Source organism: Sphaerotilus sp. (assembly GCF_031429695.1).
Classification (GTDB): domain Bacteria; phylum Pseudomonadota; class Gammaproteobacteria; order Burkholderiales; family Burkholderiaceae_C; genus Sphaerotilus.
The window spans coordinates 125,926-144,586 of record NZ_JANPAB010000058.1; the positions used below are offsets into that span (position 1 = coordinate 125,926).

Below are 18,661 nucleotides of genomic sequence, written 5' to 3' on the forward strand. Positions count from 1 at the left end.
CAGTCAGTCCTCCGCCCGGAACTCCGCCGGGTCGATCTGCAGCCGGCGCCGCTTGTCGTAGAGCGTCTGCTTGGGCACGCCGAGCGCCCGGGCCGCGGCCGACACGTCGCCGAGGTGCTGGCGCAGCGCTTCGGTGATCAGCACGCGCTCGACCTGCTCGACCTGTTCGGGCAGCGTGCGCTGGGGTGCCTGCGCGCCGAGTGCGCCGGTGATGTCCTCGCCGAGCAGGCCGAGCACGAAGCGGTCGGCCACGTTGCGCAGCTCGCGCACATTGCCCGGCCAGGTGTGCGCCATCAGCGAAGCGAGCATGGCGCCGTCGACCATCGGCGCCGGCAGGCCGTAGCGGCGTGCCGACTGCAGCGTCAGGTGCTCGAACAGCAGCGGGATGTCCTCGCGCCGCTCGCGCAGCGGCGGCAGCTCGATGAAGGCCACGCCGAGCCGGTAGTACAGGTCCGAGCGGAACTTCTTCTGCTCGCTCAGCAGGCGCAGGTCTTCCTTGCTCGCTGCGATGACGCGGCAATCGACGGCGACTGGATCGTTCGAGCCGACGCGCTCGATCGAGCGCTCGTGCAGCGCCCGCAGCAGCTTGACCTGCACCGCCAGCGGCATGCTCTCGATCTCGTCGAGGAAGAGCGTGCCGCCGTGCGCGTGCTCGAACTTGCCGATGCGGCGGCGGATCGCGCCGGTGAAGGCGCCGACCTCGTGGCCGAACAGCTCGCTCTCGACCAGATTCTCCGGCAGTCCGCCGCAGTTGACCGGCACGAAGTGGCCGCGGCGGCGTGCGCTGTGGTCGTGCAGGCAGCGGGCAACGAGGTCCTTGCCGGTGCCGGTCTCGCCGTAGATGACCACGTCGGCCGGCGCGGCGGCCAGCGCCCGCACCAGCCTGCGCACCCGCTCCATCTGCGCCGAGCGGCCGATGAGGGTGGCCTGGATGCCGTGCCAGCCATCGAGCTGGCGGCGCAGCGTGTGCACCTCCATCAGCAGCTGGCGCTTGTCCGCGGCGCGGCGCACCACCGAGACCAGCCGCTCCGACGAGCAGGGCTTCTCGATGAAGTCGTAGGCCCCGTCCTGCACTGCCTGCACCGCCATCGCGATGTCGCCATGGCCGGTGATGAGGATGACAGGCAGCCCGGAGTCGAGCGCGTGCAGCTCGCGCAGCCACTCGGTGCCGGTCATGCCGGGCAACCGCACGTCGCAGACGACGACGATGGGCAGGCCGGCCTGCACGTGCGGGCGCGCCTGCTCGACGCTGCCGTGGGCGTCCACGGCGAAGCCGGCCAGGTCCAGCGCCTGCACGCTGCCGAGGCGGACGTCTTCATCGTCTTCGATGAAGACGACCCGGATCGGGTGGATGGCGGGAACGGTCGGGACAGGACGGGCAGCAGTGCTCATGCGGGTTCGGGACGTTCAGGTGCGCTCAGGCGGCGGGTAGCTCGATGGTGAACGCGACCCCCGATGTAGCGAGGTTGCCGCCCTGCAGCCGACCGCCGAAGCCCTGCACGAGACGCGCCGAGAGCACCAGCCCGAGGCCCAGGCCCTTGCCGGCGGGCTTCGTGGTGACGAAGGGCTCGAACAGGCGGGGCAGCACCTCGGGGGTGATCGCCGGTCCATTGTTGCCGAGGACGAGCACGACCTGGGCGCCTTCTCGGATGGCGCGCACCGTGATGGCGGGCGCCGGCGTGCCGGCCAGCGCGTCGATCGCATTGCCCAGCAGGTTGACGAGCACCTGCTCCAGCCGCATCGCATCGGCCATGGCGTGCAGATCGGGCGGCTCCACCGCCACGGTCACGGTGATGTCCGCCTCGCGCAGCCGCTGCGCCAGCCCGAACAGCGCGTCGCCGACGACCTTGTGCAGGGCGATCGGGGTCGGTGGTTCGAGGGTCTTGTGCGCAAACGCCTTGAGCTGGTAGGTGATGCGGCCCAGGCGCTCGACGAGGTGGCTGATGCGCACGAGGTTGGCCCGTGCTTCGGGCAGGCGCTGGTGGTCGAGCAGCACGGCGGCGTTGTCCGACAGCGTGTGCAGCGCGGCCAGCGGCTGGTTGAGTTCGTGGACGACACCCGCGGACATCTGGCCCAGGGCGGCGAGCTTGCCGGCGTGGACCAGATCGGCCTGCGCGGCGCGCAGCTCGGCGGTGCGGGCCTGGACCATCTGGTCGAGCGAGTCGTGCGCGGCCTGCAGCGCGGCGCGGGTGGCGCGCTGCTGGCGGATCTCGCGCCGCGCCTGCCATGCGACCACGGCCAGCAGCAGCAGCACGGCAGCTGCCAGGGCCGCACTGAGCGCGGTGTTGCGGGCGGAGGCCTGCGCGGCGGCTTCGCTGTCGAGCAGCAGCAGGCGCCAGCGGCCGTGGTTGATCGGGCGCTCGCTGGCCAGGTAGGCGGCCCGTTCCATCTGCACGCGCGTGATGCCGTCCGAGGCGGGCTGGCGCAACTGCCAGGCCAGCGGTGTCAGATCGGACGTGCCATAGCGTCGGGCCTGCTCGGCCTCGGCGCGGGCTTCGGCCGTCAGGGGCACGAGCGGGCGGAACTTCCACGCTGCGCGGGACGCCAGGATGACCACGCCGCGTTCGTCCACCACCAGCAGTTCGCCCGGCAGCCGCGGCCACTCGCGTTCGAAGGCTTCGAGGTCGATCTTGACGGCGGCCACGCCCAGCGCCTTGCCGTGGCGTGGCAGCGCGAACGAGCGGTAGTAGCCGGCGCGTCCGCTGGTGACGCCGACGCCGTAGAACTGGCCTTCGCCACGCGCCAGCGCATCGCGCACATAGGGGCGCCACGACAGGTCCTGCCCGAAGGGCGTGCCCGGCTGCTGCCAGTCGGCCGAAGCGACCACGGTGCCGGCGGTGTCGATGACGTAGAGGATGTCGGCGCCGGCGATCGCGTCCAGCGCGTGCAGCGTGCGGCTGACCTGCGCGCGCAGGGCGGTGTCGCCGGGCGTGGCCAGCAACTGGAACACCTCGGACGACGTTTCCAGCAGCGCGGGCAGGTAGTCGAAGCGGGCCAGCTCGCCGTCCAGCCGGGCAGCGGTCACGTCCAGCCGGTGCCCGGCCAGATCGCCGGTGCGCTGCAGGCCGAGTTGGAGCGCCAGCACATGGGTGCCCCAGGCCACTGCCCCGATCAGCGCCAGCACCAGGGCCGCCCAGGGCAGCAGACTGCGCGAACGCCAGGACCGGGAGTGGAGCGGGGCCATGGCGCCGAGCGTACCCCGGTCTCAGCGTGCAGTGGCCGAGGCGACCGGCATGTGGTGGTCGATGGCGTCGATCACCTGTTCGGGTGCATCGGCGTCGGTGGTCGTCTCGTGGTTCAGCACCGCGGCCATGCGCGCGGTGTCGAGGTCACCGGTCCACTTGCCGACGACGACCGTCGCCACGCCATTGCCGACCAGGTTGGTCAGCGCGCGGGCTTCGCTCATGAAGCGGTCGATGCCGAGGATCAGCGCGAGGCCCGCCACCGGGATGCCGCCCACCGCCGACAGCGTCGCCGCCAGCACGATGAAGCCCGAGCCGGTCACGCCGGCTGCGCCCTTGGACGTCAGCAGCAGCACCAGCAGCAGCGTGACCTGCTGCTGCAGCGTCATCGGCGTGTTGGTGGCCTGGGCGATGAAGACCGCGGCCATCGTCAGGTAGATCGAGGTGCCGTCCAGGTTGAACGAGTAGCCGGTCGGGATCACCAGGCCGACGGTGGACTTGCGCACGCCGAGGTTTTCCAGCTTGGCCATCATGCGCGGCAGCGCGGCCTCCGACGAGCTGGTGCCGAGCACGATCAGCAGCTCTTCCTTGATGTACTTGACGAACTTCCAGATCGAGAAGCCGTGCAGCTTGGCGATGGTGCCCAGCACGAGGAAGACGAACACGAAGCAGGTCAGGTAGAAGGTGCCCATCAGCTTGCCCAGCGACAGCAGCGAGCCGACGCCGTACTTGCCGATGGTGAAGGCCATCGCGCCGAACGCGCCGATCGGAGCGACCTTCATGATCGTGCCGACGATGGCGAACAGCACGTGCGAGAGCTTCTCGATGAAGTCGAAGACCAGCGTGCCACGGCCGCCGAAGCGGTGCAGCGCGAAGCCGAACATCACCGCGATCAGCAGCACCTGCAGCATCTCGCCCTTGGCGAAGGCGTCCACGACCGTGGTCGGGATGATGGCCAGCAGGAACTCGACCGTCGTCTGCATCTTGCCCGGCCCGGTGTAGGCGGCGATGCCCTTGGTGTCGAGCGTGGCGGGGTCGATGTTCATGCCCGCGCCCGGCTGGACGAGGTTGACGATGACGAGGCCGATCACCAGCGCCAGGCTGGAGACGATCTCGAAGTAGAGCAACGCGTAGCCGCCGGTCTTGCCGACCTTCTTCATGTCCTCCATGCCGGCGATGCCGACCACCACCGTGCAGAAGATGATGGGCGCGATGATCATCTTGATCAGCTTGATGAAGCCGTCGCCCAGCGGCTTGAGCGCGACACCGGTGTCGGGCGCGAAGTGGCCGATCAGCACGCCGATCAGGATGGCAGTGATGACCTGGACGTAGAGGGATCGGTAGAAGGGCAGGCTTGGGGTGGCGGTGGGTCGCATGGCGTCTCCAGTCGTTGTGGGCGACGTCGCGCGGAAAGTCGCGCGATGTGCCCTGCCATTTGCAACCCCGGTGCCAGGGCACGCAGGCAGGTTTCCATTTGCCAAGTCCTTGATTTTATTTATATTTCTCCGAAGATGTCCGCGCTGGTTCTCGGCGAACCCGTGCTGGAGCCATGGGCGCGGTCCGGACGGTCATACGCCGGAATAAGGGTAAACACCGATCACCTCTCCCGGGAAGTCAGTCACCGCGCACCAGGATCGCCACGCGCCGGTTCTGCGCCCGACCGACTTCGGTCGCGTTGTCGGCGACGGGCATGGCCGAGCCGATCCCGCGCACCTCGATGCGGGCTGCGGGCAGACCGCGCGCCGTGAATTCGCGCGCCACCACCTCGGCGCGCCGCGTGGACAGGCGGCGGTTGTACTCGTCACCGCCGATGTTGTCGGCATGGCCCTCGATGCGCAGCCACGTCAGCTCCTCCCGGAGCAGCGTGTCGGCGATGCCGGCGACGGTGCGCAGGCCGTCGGCGCCGAGGCGCTCGTCGTTGAACGAAAACAGCACCTTGCCTGCCAGGTTCAGCTCCCACCCTTCGGTGACTTCGGCAAAGCCCATCTGGCGCAGTGCGGTGATCTGCGCGCGCGAAAAGCGGGCGGCGGGTGGTGCGGGGGGCGGCGGTGTGGCACAGCCCGTGAGCAGCAGGACCAGGGTCATGGCCAGCGCAATGGCGGTCAGAGCGGGTCGTTTCATTGGGCGACCTTGTCGTTGTTCAGGGTGGGGTAGGGGGTGCCCGGTCCCATCAGAGGCTTGTGCCGCGCCCGCTTGCCGGCGTGCTTGGCCCGGTACATGGCCCGGTCGGCCGTGTCGAGCAGGGCGGGGATGGTGTCGCCGTCCAGCGGGTAGGTCGCCATGCCGGCGCTCAGGCCGCAGTGGAAGTGGCCGTGTTCGTCGAGGTCGAAGGGCTGGGTCATCAGGCTGTGGATCTTCTGCCCGACCCGGCGTGCGTCGTCCACGCTGCGCAGCGGATGCAGCAGCACGGCGAACTCGTCCCCGCCCAGCCGCGCCACGACATCGGTTTCACGGACCGCGGTGCGCAGCCGGTCGGCCATCATCGTGAGCAGACGGTCACCGGCGGCGTGGCCGGCTGTGTCGTTCACCGCCTTGAAACCGTCGGCGTCGAGGAACAGCACGGCCAGGTGTCCACCGCGCAGGCCTGTGCTGTTGAGCGCGTCCTGCAGCCGGCGCTCGAACTGCGAGCGGTTGGCCAGCCCGGTCAGCGCGTCGTGCCAGGCTTTGTGGGCCAGCACGTCGTTGTCGGACTGCAGGCGCCGGTGGCTGGCCATCAGCTCGGCCTGCCCGAGCTGCACCTCGTCGAGCATGGCGTTGAAGTCATCGCCCAGCGCCTGCAGCTCGGCGATGCGGGCCGGTGGCGCACGCCGTTCATAGGTGCGCTCGCTGCGGATCGAGCGGGTCAGCGCCGCGAGCTGGTTGATCGGGTCGATGAGCGAGCGTTCCATGCGCCGCGTCATCAGCGTGCCTGCCACCAGCGAGGTGCCGATGCACAGCACCGCCCCGATCGCCCCGTAGACCAGCAGCCAGGCGTAGAGCGTGCCGTCACTGCGCAGCCGCACCAGGCCGATGGTGCGTCCGTCCAGCAGCACCGGCGACTGGGCTTCGTTGTGCATCAGCACCTCGCCGACCTGGCGCATCAGGCGATCGATCGAACCGCTGTCCGGTGTGACATGACTGGCCAGCAACTCGCCGGTCGGCAGCAGCACCCGTGCCTCGATCAAGCCCTCGCGCCCGGCGATGTCGCGCAGCAGTTCGCTGGCGGACTGTTCGTCGCGGAAGGTGATGGCGGCTTCGACCGAATAGCTCAGCGTGCGCGCCACGAGTTCCAGGTGGCGCTCCTGGACGCCACTCAGCAGCACATGCGCGATCACCGCCAGCATCAGCCCGAAGGTCGTCACCGCCGCGGTCGCCACCCGCAGATGGCCGCGCCGCAGCAGCTTGAGGAAAGTCACAGGGCGCTTCATGGCGTGGCTCCCGGGCGTGGCTGGCCGATCTTGAGCACCTGCGGATGCACGTGCAGGCCGCTGCGGGCAACGGCGTCGAGGTTGACCTCCACCCGCAGGCCGCCGCTGCGGGGCACCAGACAGAACAGGCCCCCCCGGCTGCAGAACTCGGCCCCTTCGCCCATGCTCAGCACGGGCCGGCCGATCAGTTGTGCCAGCGGCTCGACCGCTGGCGGGCCGGCGCCCAGGTAGACCGCATCGCAGTCGAGTGGCAGCTCATCGGCCAGATCGACCAGCCGGACCGGCGCCAGCTTGCCCGGCGGCACGCTGTCGTGCAGTGAGCGCAGTTCCAGCACGCTGCTGCTGCGCTCGTTGACACACAGTTGCAGCGGTTGCGCTGCGCGCTGCGGCCAGCGGGTGTGGGCGAGGATGCCGAGCACGGCGTCCACCACGGTCAGCCGCAGGGCACTGGCGTTCATGGCGGTGACGGCCATGCTGCCAGCCACTGGATCGGCTGCCGGCAGCGCCGACCAGACGGCCGATGACAGGGTCATCCACCCGAGTCCGACTCCTAGGCCGAGCCTGGCTCGCCAGCGCAACAACATGTCCTGCAGTCCGTTCCTGAAGTGAGAGGCGGTCTCTGAAGGACCGGTGCTGGCGCATTGTGTGAGCCAGTGGCCGTACGATCAAGTACCGTTCGCCACGGGAGCGGATGAGGTCACGAGTTGTGCACAGTCAGGCGCTGACGGGCCCCTCGATCCGGAATTTGTGCACGGCGTCGCTCAGGTGTTGCGACTCGTCGCGCAGGCTGCTGGCGGCGGCGGCGCTCTGCTCGACCAGCGCGGCGTTCTGCTGCGTGGCCTCTTCGAGCTGGGTCAGTGCCTGGCTGATCTGGTGGATGCCGAGGCTCTGTTCGGACGAGGCCGCGGTGATGCCGGCGATGATCTCCGAGACATGGCGCACCGAGGCGACGAGTTCGTCGATCGTGCTGCCGGCGTCGCGCACAAGCTGTGCGCCCTGGTCGACGGCCGTGACCGAGGCGCCGATGAGCGACTTGATCTCGCGCGCGGCTTCGGCCGAGCGGTGTGCCAGCGAGCGCACCTCGCTGGCGACCACTGCGAAGCCGCGGCCCTGCTCGCCCGCCCGGGCGGCTTCCACGGCGGCGTTCAGCGCCAGGATGTTGGTCTGGAAGGCGATGCCGTCGATCACGCCGGTGATGTCGCCGATGCGGCGGCTGGAGGCGGTGATCTCGGTCATGTTCTGCACCACCCGTGCCACCACCGCGCCGCCGCGCGTGGCTGCGTCCGCCGCCGAGGTGACCAGCTGGTGGGCCTGGGTGGCGGCGTCGGCGCTGTGCCACACGGTGCTGGTGAGCTGCGTCATCGACGCGGCGGTTTCCTGCAGGCTGCTGGCCGTCAGCTCGGTGCGGCGCGACAGGTCGGTGTTGCCGACCGCGATTTCAGCGCTGGCTGTCTGCATCGACGCCGCGCCTGCGCGCACGTCGCGCACCAGCGTGCGCAGCGAAGTGGTCATGTGTGCCAGTCCGCGCATCAGGTCGCCGATTTCGTCGCTGCGCGTTGACGTGGCCCGGTCGCTGAGGTCGCCATTTGCGATCCGGCCAGTGGTGTCGAAGGCCTGTTTCAACGGGCGCAGGATGGCACGGGAGGTCAGCGCCGTGGAGACGACCAGCATCACCGCCAGCCCCAGCAGCGTGGCACCGACCGCCGTGACGCTGATGCGCTGCCGGGCGGCTGTCGCTGCGGCGATGCTGTCCGCCTGGCGGTATTGCAGCGCCACGGCCTCGCGCTGTGCAGCGATGTAGGCGGTCAGGGTTTCGCGCAGGCCGGACAGTTGGGTCTCGGAGATCTCGGTGCCTGCGCTGCGCGCCGCGCCCAGTTGCTTGCGCAGGTCGATGTAGACCTTGCGCGCCTGGCTGACCTTTGCCAGCGCCGCGACTTCGTCGGGAAGTGTCGCGCTGGCCTCGACGGCCTGCTGCAGGGTGCTGATGCGGGTGGAGGTGGCTTCGATCTCCGGTTTGAGCCGTGCGCCCAGCCCGGCATCGGTGCTGTTCAGCGCCGCCAGCGCCCGGGCGGCGTTGGCCTCGGTCAGCCCCGCCCACTGGGTGGTCTTGTCGATCTTGTCGAGCTGGGCGGCCATGGCCGTGCGGGCCGTGTCGATCTCGGCGCGGCTGTGTACCACCGACCAGCCTTCGACCAGCAGCAACAGGCCTGCGACAACCAGCGGAGGGAGCCACAGGCGGGCGGAGATCGACAGTGATTTCATGGTGGACTTGAGGGAAAAACAGCGCTGCAACGACCTTGGATGATCCGCGCACTGCACCCGGTCGGTTCACCGAACTTCGCGTCTAACGGCCGTCAATTCTTGCGCATGGCTGACGAAATGAGCCGCCTTGCACCTTGGTGACAATTGGCGGGTCGGGGCGTCTTAATTTCGCCCTTGCGTGACCCGTCCGGGGCCCAGCATGACAAACCCGCGCCACTGGTCGCGACCACCGAAAGACTTCCCATGCCCGCCTGGTTGACCGCGTTGGACCAACACTTCCCGATCCGGTATCTGGTCATGCTCGCGTGCGGCGCGCTGGCGCTGGGGGGTGGGGTGGGGTGGTGGGGGTTTCACCTCGGTCCGTGGGTCGCGGCATTCGGGGTCACTGGCCTGGTCATCGGCGTGCGCGATCTGCGGCAGTCGCAGCGTTCGGTGCTGCGCAACTACCCGGTGATCGGGCATGTGCGCTACCTGATGGAATTCATCCGCCCCGAGATCCGCCAGTACTTCATCGAGAGCGACAACGAGGCCGCGCCCTTCTCGCGCCAGCAGCGCTCGCTGGTCTACCAGCGCGCCAAGGGCGACCCGGACAAACGCCCCTTCGGCACCCAGATCGATGTCCACCGCGAAGGCTTCGAGTGGCTCAACCACTCGCTCATGCCCACCGTGCTGGCGTCGCACGATTTCCGCGTCACCATCGGCGCCAGCTGCGCGCAGCCCTACAGCGCCAGCGTGTTCAACATCTCGGCCATGAGCTTCGGCGCCCTCAGCGCCAACGCCATCCTCGCGCTCAACGGTGGCGCGAAGCAGGGCGGCTTCATGCACGACACCGGTGAAGGCTCGATCAGCACCCACCACCGCACCCACGGCGGCGACCTCGTCTGGGAGATCGGCTCTGGCTACTTCGGCTGCCGCAACGAGCAGGGGGGGTTCAGCGAGGAGAAGTTCATCGCCAACGCCACCGACCCGCAGGTGCGGCTCATCGAGGTCAAGCTGTCGCAGGGCGCCAAGCCGGGGCATGGCGGCGTGTTGCCCGGCCCGAAGGTGACGATCGAGATTGCCGTGGCGCGTGGTGTGCCGGAGGGTGTGGACTGCGTGTCGCCCGCGGCACACAGCGCGTTCTCGACGCCGGTCGAACTGCTGCAGTTCCTCGACCGGCTGCGCACGCTCTCGGGCGGCAAGCCGGTCGGCTTCAAGCTCTGCATCGGGCATCCGTGGGAATGGTTCGCGATCTGCAAGGCGATGCTGGCCACCGGGCTGCGGCCGGACTTCATCGTCGTCGATGGCGGTGAAGGGGGCACCGGCGCTGCGCCGCTGGAGTTCACCGACCACGTCGGCGCACCGCTGCAGGAAGGGCTGCTGCTGGTCCACAACACGCTGGTCGGCTTGAACCTGCGCCAGCACGTCCGGCTGGGCGCCTCCGGCAAGATCGTCAGCGCCTTCGACATCGCCCGCGCGATGGCGCTGGGCGCGGACTACTGCAACGCGGCGCGCGGCTTCATGTTCGCGCTCGGGTGCATCCAGGCGCAGCATTGCCACACCGGCCAGTGCCCCACGGGCGTGGCCACGCAGGATCCGGGCCGCCAGCGTGCGCTGGTCGTGCCCGACAAGATCGAGCGTGTGCGCCGGTTCCACGAGAACACGCTGCACGCGCTGAAGGAGCTGGTCCAGGCCGCCGGGCTGCGCCACCCGGGCGAGATCACCGCCGGGCACATCGTCCGCCGTGTCAGCAACGACCAGGTGCGGCTGCTGCGCAACCAGCTCTGCTTCGTGGCGCCGGGCGAGCTGCTCGCGGCCGAGCGTGGCGAGCGCGACTGGCCGCACAACGTCTTCCAGGTCTACTGGCCGCTGGCGCAGGCGGACAGCTTCCAGTCAAGCGACCCGCGCGACAGCGCGCTCGCGGTGCGCGAGTTCGCGACCTGATCAGCGCCGTGCCGGATCGAGGCTGCCCAGCCAGCGGTCCCACCAGGTGAAGTACAGGCCGTAGTTGTCGCGGCCGGTGGCGTGGTGGTGGGCGTGCAGGGTCGAGGTGTTGATCCAGCGGCCGATCGGGTGGCGGTGCCAGTTGGCGGGATAGAACTCGCGGCCGCAGTGGCCGTAGACGTTGATCAGCGTCGAGACCGTCTGGAAGGCCAGCAGCGCCAGCGGATGCATTGGCAGCACGAACAGGATCGCCACCACCAGCAACGCTTCCGCCAAGGCCTCCCACGGGTGAAAGCTGTAGGCGGCGAAGGCCGTCGGGCGCACCGAGCGGTGGTGCGTCAGGTGCGTGCGGCGGTAGAGCGCGCGGCTGTGCATCAGCCGGTGCAGCGCGTAGAACAGCGCGTCGTGCAGCACCAGCGCCAGCACCACACTCAGCGCGAACCAGCCCGTCGGCGCGGAGTCGATCCGGAAGTAGAGCTGCGTGTGCTGGATCAGCCCGGTGCCGAACAGCACCGCGTTGACCAGCCCGAACACCAGCACCGTGCCAGCCGCGTTGCCGATCTCGTGCCGCAGGTGCACCGCCCGGTCATCGCCGGCCGGATACGCCGCGTCCACCGGCCGCCCCCAGCCGCGCCGCGCCACACCGTAGAGCGCCAGCGCCAGCCCCAGATAGCGCACGCCGTAGAGCAGTGCGCCGTACAGCAGCGGTGCGAGCACAGGACCGGGGAACAGGGTGTGGAGCAGGGTCTGTGTGGCCATGGGCCGGAGCATGCCACGGGGTAGCTCTGCTCTACTCGGGGGATGTACGAGACCAAATCCCAACGTCCGCTGCCCCGTACCCGCTTTGCCCGGCGGCTGGCGCTGCACCTGCTGCTCGCGGCCGGCCTGCTGGCGGTGTCGCTGGCGGTCGGCATGCTGGGCTATGCGGTGTTCGAGCACCTGTCCCTGCTGGACGCTTTCCTCAACGCCGCAATGCTGCTCGGCGGCATGGGGCCGGTCAATGTGCCGGCGACGCCCGCGGGCAAGCTCTTCGCCGGCGGCTATGCGCTCTATGCGGGGCTGGTGTTCGTGGTCACGGCGGCGCTGGTGCTGACGCCGGTGGTGCACCGGGTGTTGCACACGTTCCATGCGGATGAGCGGTTGTAGATTGGCTTTCTAATCGGATGGTCCCGGCAAACCCGGTTGTGTGTGCGCCTATCATCGCCCGCTGCCCACCCGGAGTTGAAGAAAAATGTCCGTGCTAGATGCTGTGTCGGTCTCCCGCATGATTCCCAAGGACACGTTGCTCGGACTCCTGTCCGGTGCCTACACGCTGCACGGCGGCGTGGTGCGCGGCGCGGGCGGGCGGATCGTGGCGCACCTCGCGTCACCCGCCGGCTTCACGAGCCTCCTCCCAGGTCTTGGCTGGGTGGCTGACGCCTTCCAGGCCTACGAACTCCACCAGCTCGGCTTCAAGGTTGACAAGATCAGCCAGCAGATCAGCCTGGCGACACAACTGGCCCAGGCTGGTCTGGCGGTTTCAGGTCTCAACCTGGCCGTCTCGATGGCTGGCTTCCTGCTGATCAACAGAAAGCTCGACAACATCCAGGCCCAGCTCACCCGGATCGAGAAAGACACGAAGAAGACGCGCCAGCTGCTGGAGGCTTTCAAGTACGCGAAGCTCAAGGCGGCGTACGACACCCTCCGCCATGGCCAGACCGGCCCGCTGGACCAGCGCAGCCACTGCCTCCATCAAGCCAAGCGCGATTTCGGCCAACTGGTCCACACCTACCGGAAGCTCTGGCAGGACGAGGACGACTGGAGTGAACTGCAGCTCCTCGATGACAGCTACACCATGGCCATGGTCGGCCATGCGCTGGCGGCCAATGAACTGGGCATGCACGACATCGCGGCCGAGGACTTCTCGGCGCAGGTCGAGGCGTGGCAGGTGCTGGCCCGCGGGTTTTGCGGGAAAGAGGTGCTGAAGGACAACCCGCAGCGGCTGCTCCAGGCCACCTATGCGGAATGCCTGCCTGGCCAGGATCTGTTCGGCGTGCTGGACTTCGTCAACAGGACCGACCACGGCGCGCAATGGCTGGACACTCTCCGCCGCGAGGAAACCCGCCAGCGAAAGGGCTTGCTGTCCGGCCTGTTTCAATCGGACGTCGTCAAGGAACAGCCGGCGATCGAGCTGAGCAAGCGCCTGCGCGCCAAGCACAACCTGCTGGAGGGCTACGACGCCCACTTGCGCTTCCTGTCGGCGCAGCAACTGAAGGCCTCCGAGTTCGACGCGCAGGTTCGGCTGAAGATGGAGCAGGCGGAACTCGACGATGCTTGCTGGGTGGCGCACGGGGCGACGACGCTGTTGACGAGCCGGGTCTGAAGCCGGTTGCTGACCGATACGACCTGCAGTCAGCCCAGCTCGATCACCCCGACCGGCCGCCCTCGCCCCAGGATTTCCATGATCGCCGCATGACGATCACACAGCGCGGCGAGCACCCGCGCATTGCTGCAATTGCCCATGACCAACCGGATCACCAAGGGCGGCGGGCCGTGATGTGCCGACAGGTCGAGGTAGTCATCGTCCTTGGTGACGATCACGAATTCGTGCTCGCGGGCATAGGCCCAGATGGTGTGGTCGCCCGACCCTGACAGGCCCAGCAGATCGACCTGACTTGATCCCGGGTACACCGTCTGCAGCATCGGCACCAGCCGCCGCGACAGGTTCTCGTCGAGCAGCAGCTTCACGCGGCGCGCACCCAGGCGGTGTGGCGTTCGCGGTCGGCGGCGTAGGCGAGTGCGGCCTGGATGTCTTCCGGGGTCAGTTCGGGGAAGTCCTCGATGATCTCGGCGGTGGACATGCCGCTGGCGAGCCACTCCAGCACGTCGTACACGGTGATGCGCAGGCCGCGGATGCACGGCTTGCCACCGCGTTTGCCAGGCTCCAGAGTGATCAGGTCGCGGTAGTTCGGCATGGGGAGGCTCCAGAACGGATCGGGTGGTGAGACTTTAGCGCGTGGCGCCAATGTTCATCCAAGCCAGTTACCCCTGCTGGCCGAACCCGTCGAGGTGGCGCGGATTCGAGGCCAGATCCGCCGGCCCGCCGCTGAAGCAGCCGACGAGGTCGCCGGCCAGATCGAGTGCGCTGGGCGGGCGTGTGCTGGGGCTGTCCTGCGCGGTGCCCAGGTAGGCGGCGACGGCGCGGCGCACCAGTTCGGATTTGCTCAGGTGCTGTCGGGCGCTCGCCTGCGCCAGTGCGGTGTCCAGGGGCGGGGGAAGCTTGACGGACAGGGTGCTCATGGTCGGGCTTTCGGGCGCTGTGGGTCTGGGCATCTTATCGACCCGTGGCGGGGTGTGCCACATGAGCGGGGTGACGTTGTGGCAGCTCGCGAATCGTGAACTATTGCGCGTGAATTTGTTGATTCTGAAAAATCCACCACCTCCGGGCGCATGACTAGCTCAAGCGCGCCGGGTTGTCGGACAGTCCCGGTGCAGCTTGTTTATATGCATATGATATGCATAATGAATCATGGTCTTCGAGTTCGACCCTGACAAGGCGAAGGTCAACCTGCACAAGCACGGTGTCAGCTTCTCGCACGCCGAGCAGGTGTTTCACGATCCGGTGGGTTTCACGCTCGAAGATCCGGATGTCCACGATGAAGCCGCTCAATACCATGCGTGACGAATACGATTTCTCCAAGGTCCAGCGCGGCCCGGCCGTTGCGTCGCCGGGCAAGACGCGCATCACGATCATGCTGGACGACGACGTGATCGAGCATTTCCGGGCGCAGGCCGAGACCGACGGGACGGGCTACCAGACGCTGATCAATGCGGTGCTGCGCAAGGCGCTGGCGAGTCCCAAGCGGGTGCGGGCCGAGGACAAGCCGCTGACGGTGGCGGTGCTGCGCAAGGTGTTGCGGGAAGAGCTGGCGGCGCCGCACGGGTGATGGTCATCGGGGCGGTTCAGTCTGGTGTTGATGGCGCCCCGCGCTAGACTGACCGACTGCATCAACCCACGAACGGAGTGCCCGCCATGTCGGCAATCACCATGATGGAAGCACGGGCGCACCTGTCGCGCTGGGTGGATGCGATCGTGCGGGGAGATGAGCGGGAAATCGTGATCGCTCGCCACGGGCGGCCGGCGGCGCGGCTGGTGGCGATCGAGGCGGCTGACCCTGCCGGTGAGCCATCCCGGCGCATTGGGGTGGCCAAAGGGCTGTTCGAGGTGCCGGAGTCGATCGACGCGCACAACGACGAGGTGGCGCGGTTGTTCCTGGGGTCGGGCACCTGAATGAACCTGCTGCTGGACACCCATGTGGCGCTGTGGGCGATCACGGACAGTCCCCGGCTGTCGAGCAGGGCGCGTGAGCTGATCCTGGCGCCTCGGGCGGTGGTGTGGGTGAGCGTGGTCAGCCTGTGGGAGATCGGCATCAAGCACAGCCTCGGGCGCGGCGACATGCCGGTGTCGGCCGAGCAGGCGTTGGGCTACTTTCGCCAGGCCGGCTATCGCCTGCTGTCCATCGAGCCTGAACATGCCGTGGCGGTCGAGCAGCTTCCGTTGCACCATCAAGATCCTTTTGACCGGCTGCTGGTCGCTCAGGCGTTGACGGAGCCGTTGCGGCTGTTGACGCACGATGCGCTGGTGGTTCGGTACAGCGAGACGATCGTGTCGGTCTGATGGTCCGTGCGGTGCTGCACAAGGCAGTGCGGCAAGAGCTGGACGCGCCGTATGGGTGATGGCGGTGGGCTCTCAATCGTGAACTATTGCGCGTGAATTTGTTGATTCTGAAAAATCCACCACCTCCGGGCGCACGGTTTGCAGGGGCCTCCCTAGACTGGCGCGGTTTCTGGCGGGCTGTTCATTTTTCCCAAAACGACAACTACAAGACAGCCGGCCGCCGCCTCCGCGACGTGCATGTCCGCTCCCCTGATCCCCACGTATGACCGCTTCATCGAGCCGTTGCTGCGCTTGCTCGCCAGCCGGCCCGAGGGGCTGCCCGCGCGCGAGGCGCACGAAGCCGCCGCCGATGCGCTGGGGCTGGACGCGGCGGCGCGCCAGCAGTTGCTGTCGAGCGGCGCGCAACTGGTCTACAAGAACCGCGCCGGCTGGGCGCATGACCGGCTCAAGCGCGCCGGGTTGTCGGACAGCCCGCGGCGCGGCTGGTGGCAACTGACGGAGGCCGGGCGGCGCTTCGTGGCCGAGCATGCCGGGCCGCTGAGCGCCGAGCAGGTCGCGACGCTGGCGATGTCGCACATCGACACGCGGCTGCTGCGGCCCGTGGCGGCGGACGCGGGTGAGGCCGGGGACAGCGAGGCGGTCGTGCAGCCGGTCGCCAGTCCGGAAGAGCGGCTCGGCCTGGCGCTGGAGGAAATCCGCCGCGCGGTCGTGGCGGAGCTGCTGGACACGCTGGCCACCGTGACGCCGGCGTTCTTCGAGACGCTGGTGCTCGACCTGCTGCACCGCATGGGCTATGGGGCCAACCGGGCGGATCTGCAGCGCGTCGGCGGCTCGGGCGACGCGGGCATCGACGGGATCATTTCGCTGGACCGGCTCGGGCTGGAAAAGGTCTATGTGCAGGCCAAGCGTTGGCAGGGCACGGTCGGGCGGCCCGAGATCCAGGCGTTCTACGGCGCACTGGCGGGGCAGCGGGCCAAGAAAGGCGTCTTCATCACCACGTCGGGCTACACCGCGCAGGCGCTGCAGTTCGCGCAATCCGTCGAGGGCATCGTGCTGGTGGACGGGGTGCGGCTGGCGGGGTTGATGGTGGATCACGAGGTGGGGGTGACGGCGCGGGTGTTGAAGGTGCCGAAGGTGGATGTGGATTATTTTGAATAGATTGGCGTATTAAAAACGCAACCAATAAAGGAAAAGTGCAATGCCAATTATTACCCTGTACAACCATAAAGGTGGGGTTTCAAAAACCACTACCACTTTCAATCTGGCTCATTTTTTGGTTGATCAAGGCAAGAAAGTTTTGTTGGTTGATGCGGATTCTCAGTGCAATTTGACTGAGCTCTGTATGGCAAAAACAATTGAAGAGCTCGATAAAAAAGAAGAGGAGACGGGGGTTAAGCTTGGTTTGCCTGGAACGGATATTCTTGAGGCACTAAAACCAAGAATTGATGGAGATGTTCCTCTTGTTGATATTAGTGCGATAAATACCGTAGAGGTGAGGTGTGGGCTTGATTTGATAAGAGGGAGTGTGAGTTTAAATTCAATAGAAGATGATATAGCAGAGGCGCATAGTCAAAGGTTTGCAAATAGAACAAATTTGATGAGAACTTATGTATCTATTGGAGATATGTTGGTCAGGCTATCTGAGTCGCGTGGATATGACTATGTGTTTGTAGATCTTGGGCCGAGTGCCGGTGCTTTGACGCGAGCATTTTTCTTGGCTTGCGATGGATTTTTTGTTCCGGTGGCTCCCGATAGATTTAATGTTCAATCCATTGCAACAATGGCTTCAATTGTTGCTCGATGGATATCTGAGCATAAGCAAGTTCGTGATTCATATTTAAACTATGGGTTGCCTGTGAGGCATGGTGCGCCAATATTTTTGGGTGCCATATCTCAGTTTTTTAAACAATATAAAGGGAAGCCAAAACCAGGGTTTAGTCTTTGGATAGAAAGATTGCCTGAGCAAATAAATACGGAATTGGCGAGTCGTTTGATTGGTTTATCAACGACAGAAAGAAATCTTTGTCCTCTTCAATTTGACGATTTTATCGTCGCGCAAATTCCAGATTTTGGAACGTTGGCGCCATTAATGCAAGAGGTAGGGAAAGCTGTATTTTCAATACAGCAGTCGGATACGCGCTTGATTACAGAGAAAGGCTTGCCGTGGAGCGGAGGAACTTGGACTGATGCCGAAAGTAGAATGCAATCACTTAGAGAGTGTTTTCGGAAGATATCGCAACGTTTGTCGCTGGTAAACTAAAATGTCCCTGAGTCTAGACGATCATTTTGTCGCGTTTATTGATATTCCTGGTTTTTCTGAGATGGTGAAATCTGACTGTGTGTCACCTGATCATCCAAAACATTTGGAGAAGTTGTATAAAGCACATGTTCGGGCGATTGAATTATTCTCGCACGATATACATGCTAATCTAACGCAATTCTCTGATTCAATAGTTTTTAGTAGGAGTTTCGATATAGCCGCTCTCGGAGGTTTTTTGGAATCCATTCGTCAGTGGCAACAAATGATTTTGATTGAGGGATTGTTATGCCGAGGAGGTATTACTTTTGGGAGGCATTTTCTGAAAGATAAATTTATGTTTAGCAAGGCGATGATTGATGCTTATGAAATAGAGAGCACTAAGGCAAAATTTCCGCGAATAATAATCTCTGGCGATTTAATTGATCTTGCTTGCGTCGGAGATATTTGTTCAATGTCGTTAATAAAAGAGGATGACGGCGCAATATTTATTGATTATTTAAAAAATGAATCTGATGATCGGAAATTAAATTTAACCAAGGCTATTCAAAGTATATCGAACGCAAATAAAAAATCACCATCAACCGTTCAGGAGAAGATAAGATGGTTGGAGCGATACTCTGACTACAAATTAGGAACAGATTTCTCCCGACCTCATTTTTCTGATGTCGTGAGCGGTTAATTTTGTCGAGTCCTGACTGTTCATGAATATGCAGTCAATGCGATTGACCGCTGTGGCCGCGATGCCGGATGAGCCAGGGCAATTGCACCACGGTGTCTATCTGTAACCGACCCATTCCCTGGCGGATTCAGGCAATCACGGCAATGCGGGCGTCAGGCCAAAGAGCATCTCCAGGTAGTCGGGGCTCCAGGAGGCCCGCTTGTGCTTGAGCTTGACGCTGGCCTTGGTCGACTTCTCCTTCTTGACCAGGTTGAGCACGATGCGACGCAGGATGGCGAAGTTGTGCGCGCC

Annotated in this window: 21 protein-coding genes; 10 read left to right on the forward strand and 11 right to left on the reverse strand. The window is 65.5% G+C overall.

Annotation, left to right across the window (positions count from 1 at the left end; all coding sequences use genetic code 11):
- Positions 1-3: 3 nt before the first annotated feature.
- The 7 genes from RMP06_RS10975 to RMP06_RS11005 form a co-directional block, all read right to left on the reverse strand.
- Positions 4-1,392 carry a sigma-54-dependent transcriptional regulator gene (locus RMP06_RS10975; RefSeq protein WP_310461819.1) on the reverse strand — a complete coding sequence of 463 codons (1,389 nt, stop codon included), beginning with the start codon at positions 1,390-1,392 and terminating at the stop codon, positions 4-6.
- Between the two features lie 25 nt (positions 1,393-1,417).
- The gene (locus tag RMP06_RS10980) at positions 1,418-3,184 is read right to left on the reverse strand and encodes a sensor histidine kinase (protein WP_310461820.1); all 1,767 of its coding nucleotides are present in this window, start codon (positions 3,182-3,184) and stop codon (positions 1,418-1,420) included.
- A 21-nt stretch (positions 3,185-3,205) separates the two neighbouring features.
- Positions 3,206-4,558 (reverse strand): dicarboxylate/amino acid:cation symporter, encoded by a 1,353-nt coding sequence (locus tag RMP06_RS10985; protein ID WP_310461821.1) that lies wholly within the window; start codon positions 4,556-4,558, stop codon positions 3,206-3,208.
- Between the two features lie 238 nt (positions 4,559-4,796).
- On the reverse strand, positions 4,797-5,303 hold the full coding sequence (gene yfiB / locus RMP06_RS10990; RefSeq protein ID WP_310461822.1) for an outer membrane lipoprotein YfiB: 507 nt from the start codon (positions 5,301-5,303) through the stop codon (positions 4,797-4,799).
- Positions 5,300-6,589: a diguanylate cyclase DgcN/YfiN gene (gene dgcN, locus RMP06_RS10995; RefSeq protein WP_310461823.1), complete on the reverse strand. Its 1,290-nt coding sequence runs from the start codon at positions 6,587-6,589 to the stop codon at positions 5,300-5,302. The genes yfiB and dgcN overlap by 4 nt, the downstream gene beginning before the upstream one ends.
- The gene (yfiR, locus tag RMP06_RS11000) at positions 6,586-7,122 is read right to left on the reverse strand and encodes a regulatory sequestration protein YfiR (RefSeq protein WP_310461824.1); all 537 of its coding nucleotides are present in this window, start codon (positions 7,120-7,122) and stop codon (positions 6,586-6,588) included. Before yfiR ends, dgcN begins: the two co-directional genes overlap by 4 nt.
- Positions 7,123-7,303: 181 nt before the next feature.
- Positions 7,304-8,851: a methyl-accepting chemotaxis protein gene (locus RMP06_RS11005; protein ID WP_310461825.1), complete on the reverse strand. Its 1,548-nt coding sequence runs from the start codon at positions 8,849-8,851 to the stop codon at positions 7,304-7,306.
- A 243-nt stretch (positions 8,852-9,094) separates the two neighbouring features.
- Between RMP06_RS11005 and RMP06_RS11010 the strand changes: the two genes are divergently transcribed.
- Entirely contained in the window at positions 9,095-10,774 is a 1,680-nt protein-coding gene (locus RMP06_RS11010; RefSeq protein WP_310461826.1) for an FMN-binding glutamate synthase family protein, read from the forward strand.
- Here RMP06_RS11010 and RMP06_RS11015 read toward each other — a convergent pair whose 3' ends face one another.
- Positions 10,775-11,533 carry a sterol desaturase family protein gene (locus tag RMP06_RS11015; RefSeq protein WP_310461827.1) on the reverse strand — a complete coding sequence of 253 codons (759 nt, stop codon included), beginning with the start codon at positions 11,531-11,533 and terminating at the stop codon, positions 10,775-10,777.
- Positions 11,534-11,575: 42 nt separating this feature from the next.
- Here RMP06_RS11015 and RMP06_RS11020 point away from each other — a divergent pair, with 42 nt between their 5' ends.
- Together RMP06_RS11020 and RMP06_RS11025 are read left to right on the forward strand one after the other, a co-directional pair.
- A complete protein-coding gene (locus RMP06_RS11020; RefSeq protein ID WP_310461828.1) occupies positions 11,576-11,920 on the forward strand; it encodes a hypothetical protein in 345 nt (114 codons plus the stop codon).
- An 85-nt stretch (positions 11,921-12,005) separates the two neighbouring features.
- The gene (locus tag RMP06_RS11025) at positions 12,006-13,136 is read left to right on the forward strand and encodes a hypothetical protein (RefSeq protein ID WP_310461829.1); all 1,131 of its coding nucleotides are present in this window, start codon (positions 12,006-12,008) and stop codon (positions 13,134-13,136) included.
- Positions 13,137-13,165: 29 nt separating this feature from the next.
- On the opposite strand, the gene RMP06_RS11030 is transcribed toward RMP06_RS11025, so the two are convergent.
- The 3 genes from RMP06_RS11030 to RMP06_RS11040 all read right to left on the reverse strand — a co-directional run bounded on the left by RMP06_RS11030 (position 13,166) and on the right by RMP06_RS11040 (position 14,053).
- The gene (locus RMP06_RS11030) at positions 13,166-13,501 is read right to left on the reverse strand and encodes a DUF5615 family PIN-like protein (RefSeq protein ID WP_310461830.1); all 336 of its coding nucleotides are present in this window, start codon (positions 13,499-13,501) and stop codon (positions 13,166-13,168) included.
- Positions 13,498-13,728 (reverse strand): DUF433 domain-containing protein, encoded by a 231-nt coding sequence (locus RMP06_RS11035; RefSeq protein ID WP_310461831.1) that lies wholly within the window; start codon positions 13,726-13,728, stop codon positions 13,498-13,500. Before RMP06_RS11035 ends, RMP06_RS11030 begins: the two co-directional genes overlap by 4 nt.
- A gap of 67 nt (positions 13,729-13,795) precedes the next feature.
- The gene (locus RMP06_RS11040; protein WP_310461832.1) at positions 13,796-14,053 is read right to left on the reverse strand and encodes a ribbon-helix-helix protein, CopG family; all 258 of its coding nucleotides are present in this window, start codon (positions 14,051-14,053) and stop codon (positions 13,796-13,798) included.
- A 229-nt stretch (positions 14,054-14,282) separates the two neighbouring features.
- On the opposite strand from RMP06_RS11040, the gene RMP06_RS11045 reads away from it, so the two are divergent.
- The 7 genes from RMP06_RS11045 (at position 14,283) to RMP06_RS11075 (ending at position 18,370) form a co-directional block, all read left to right on the forward strand.
- The gene (locus tag RMP06_RS11045) at positions 14,283-14,435 is read left to right on the forward strand and encodes a BrnT family toxin (protein ID WP_310461833.1); all 153 of its coding nucleotides are present in this window, start codon (positions 14,283-14,285) and stop codon (positions 14,433-14,435) included.
- Positions 14,428-14,700 (forward strand): BrnA antitoxin family protein, encoded by a 273-nt coding sequence (locus RMP06_RS11050; RefSeq protein WP_310461834.1) that lies wholly within the window; start codon positions 14,428-14,430, stop codon positions 14,698-14,700. The genes RMP06_RS11045 and RMP06_RS11050 overlap by 8 nt, the downstream gene beginning before the upstream one ends.
- An 86-nt stretch (positions 14,701-14,786) precedes the next feature.
- On the forward strand, positions 14,787-15,044 hold the full coding sequence (locus RMP06_RS11055; RefSeq protein WP_310461835.1) for a type II toxin-antitoxin system Phd/YefM family antitoxin: 258 nt from the start codon (positions 14,787-14,789) through the stop codon (positions 15,042-15,044).
- Positions 15,045-15,431, forward strand: a complete 387-nt coding sequence (locus RMP06_RS11060; protein ID WP_310461836.1) for a type II toxin-antitoxin system VapC family toxin — start codon at positions 15,045-15,047, stop codon at positions 15,429-15,431. It begins immediately after the preceding gene.
- Between the two features lie 237 nt (positions 15,432-15,668).
- A complete protein-coding gene (locus RMP06_RS11065) occupies positions 15,669-16,589 on the forward strand; it encodes a restriction endonuclease (protein ID WP_310461837.1) in 921 nt (306 codons plus the stop codon).
- Between the two features lie 40 nt (positions 16,590-16,629).
- Positions 16,630-17,691 carry a ParA family protein gene (locus tag RMP06_RS11070; RefSeq protein ID WP_310461838.1) on the forward strand — a complete coding sequence of 354 codons (1,062 nt, stop codon included), beginning with the start codon at positions 16,630-16,632 and terminating at the stop codon, positions 17,689-17,691.
- A gap of 1 nt (position 17,692) precedes the next feature.
- Positions 17,693-18,370 (forward strand): hypothetical protein, encoded by a 678-nt coding sequence (locus RMP06_RS11075; RefSeq protein ID WP_310461839.1) that lies wholly within the window; start codon positions 17,693-17,695, stop codon positions 18,368-18,370.
- The last annotated feature ends 291 nt before the right edge of the window (positions 18,371-18,661 follow it).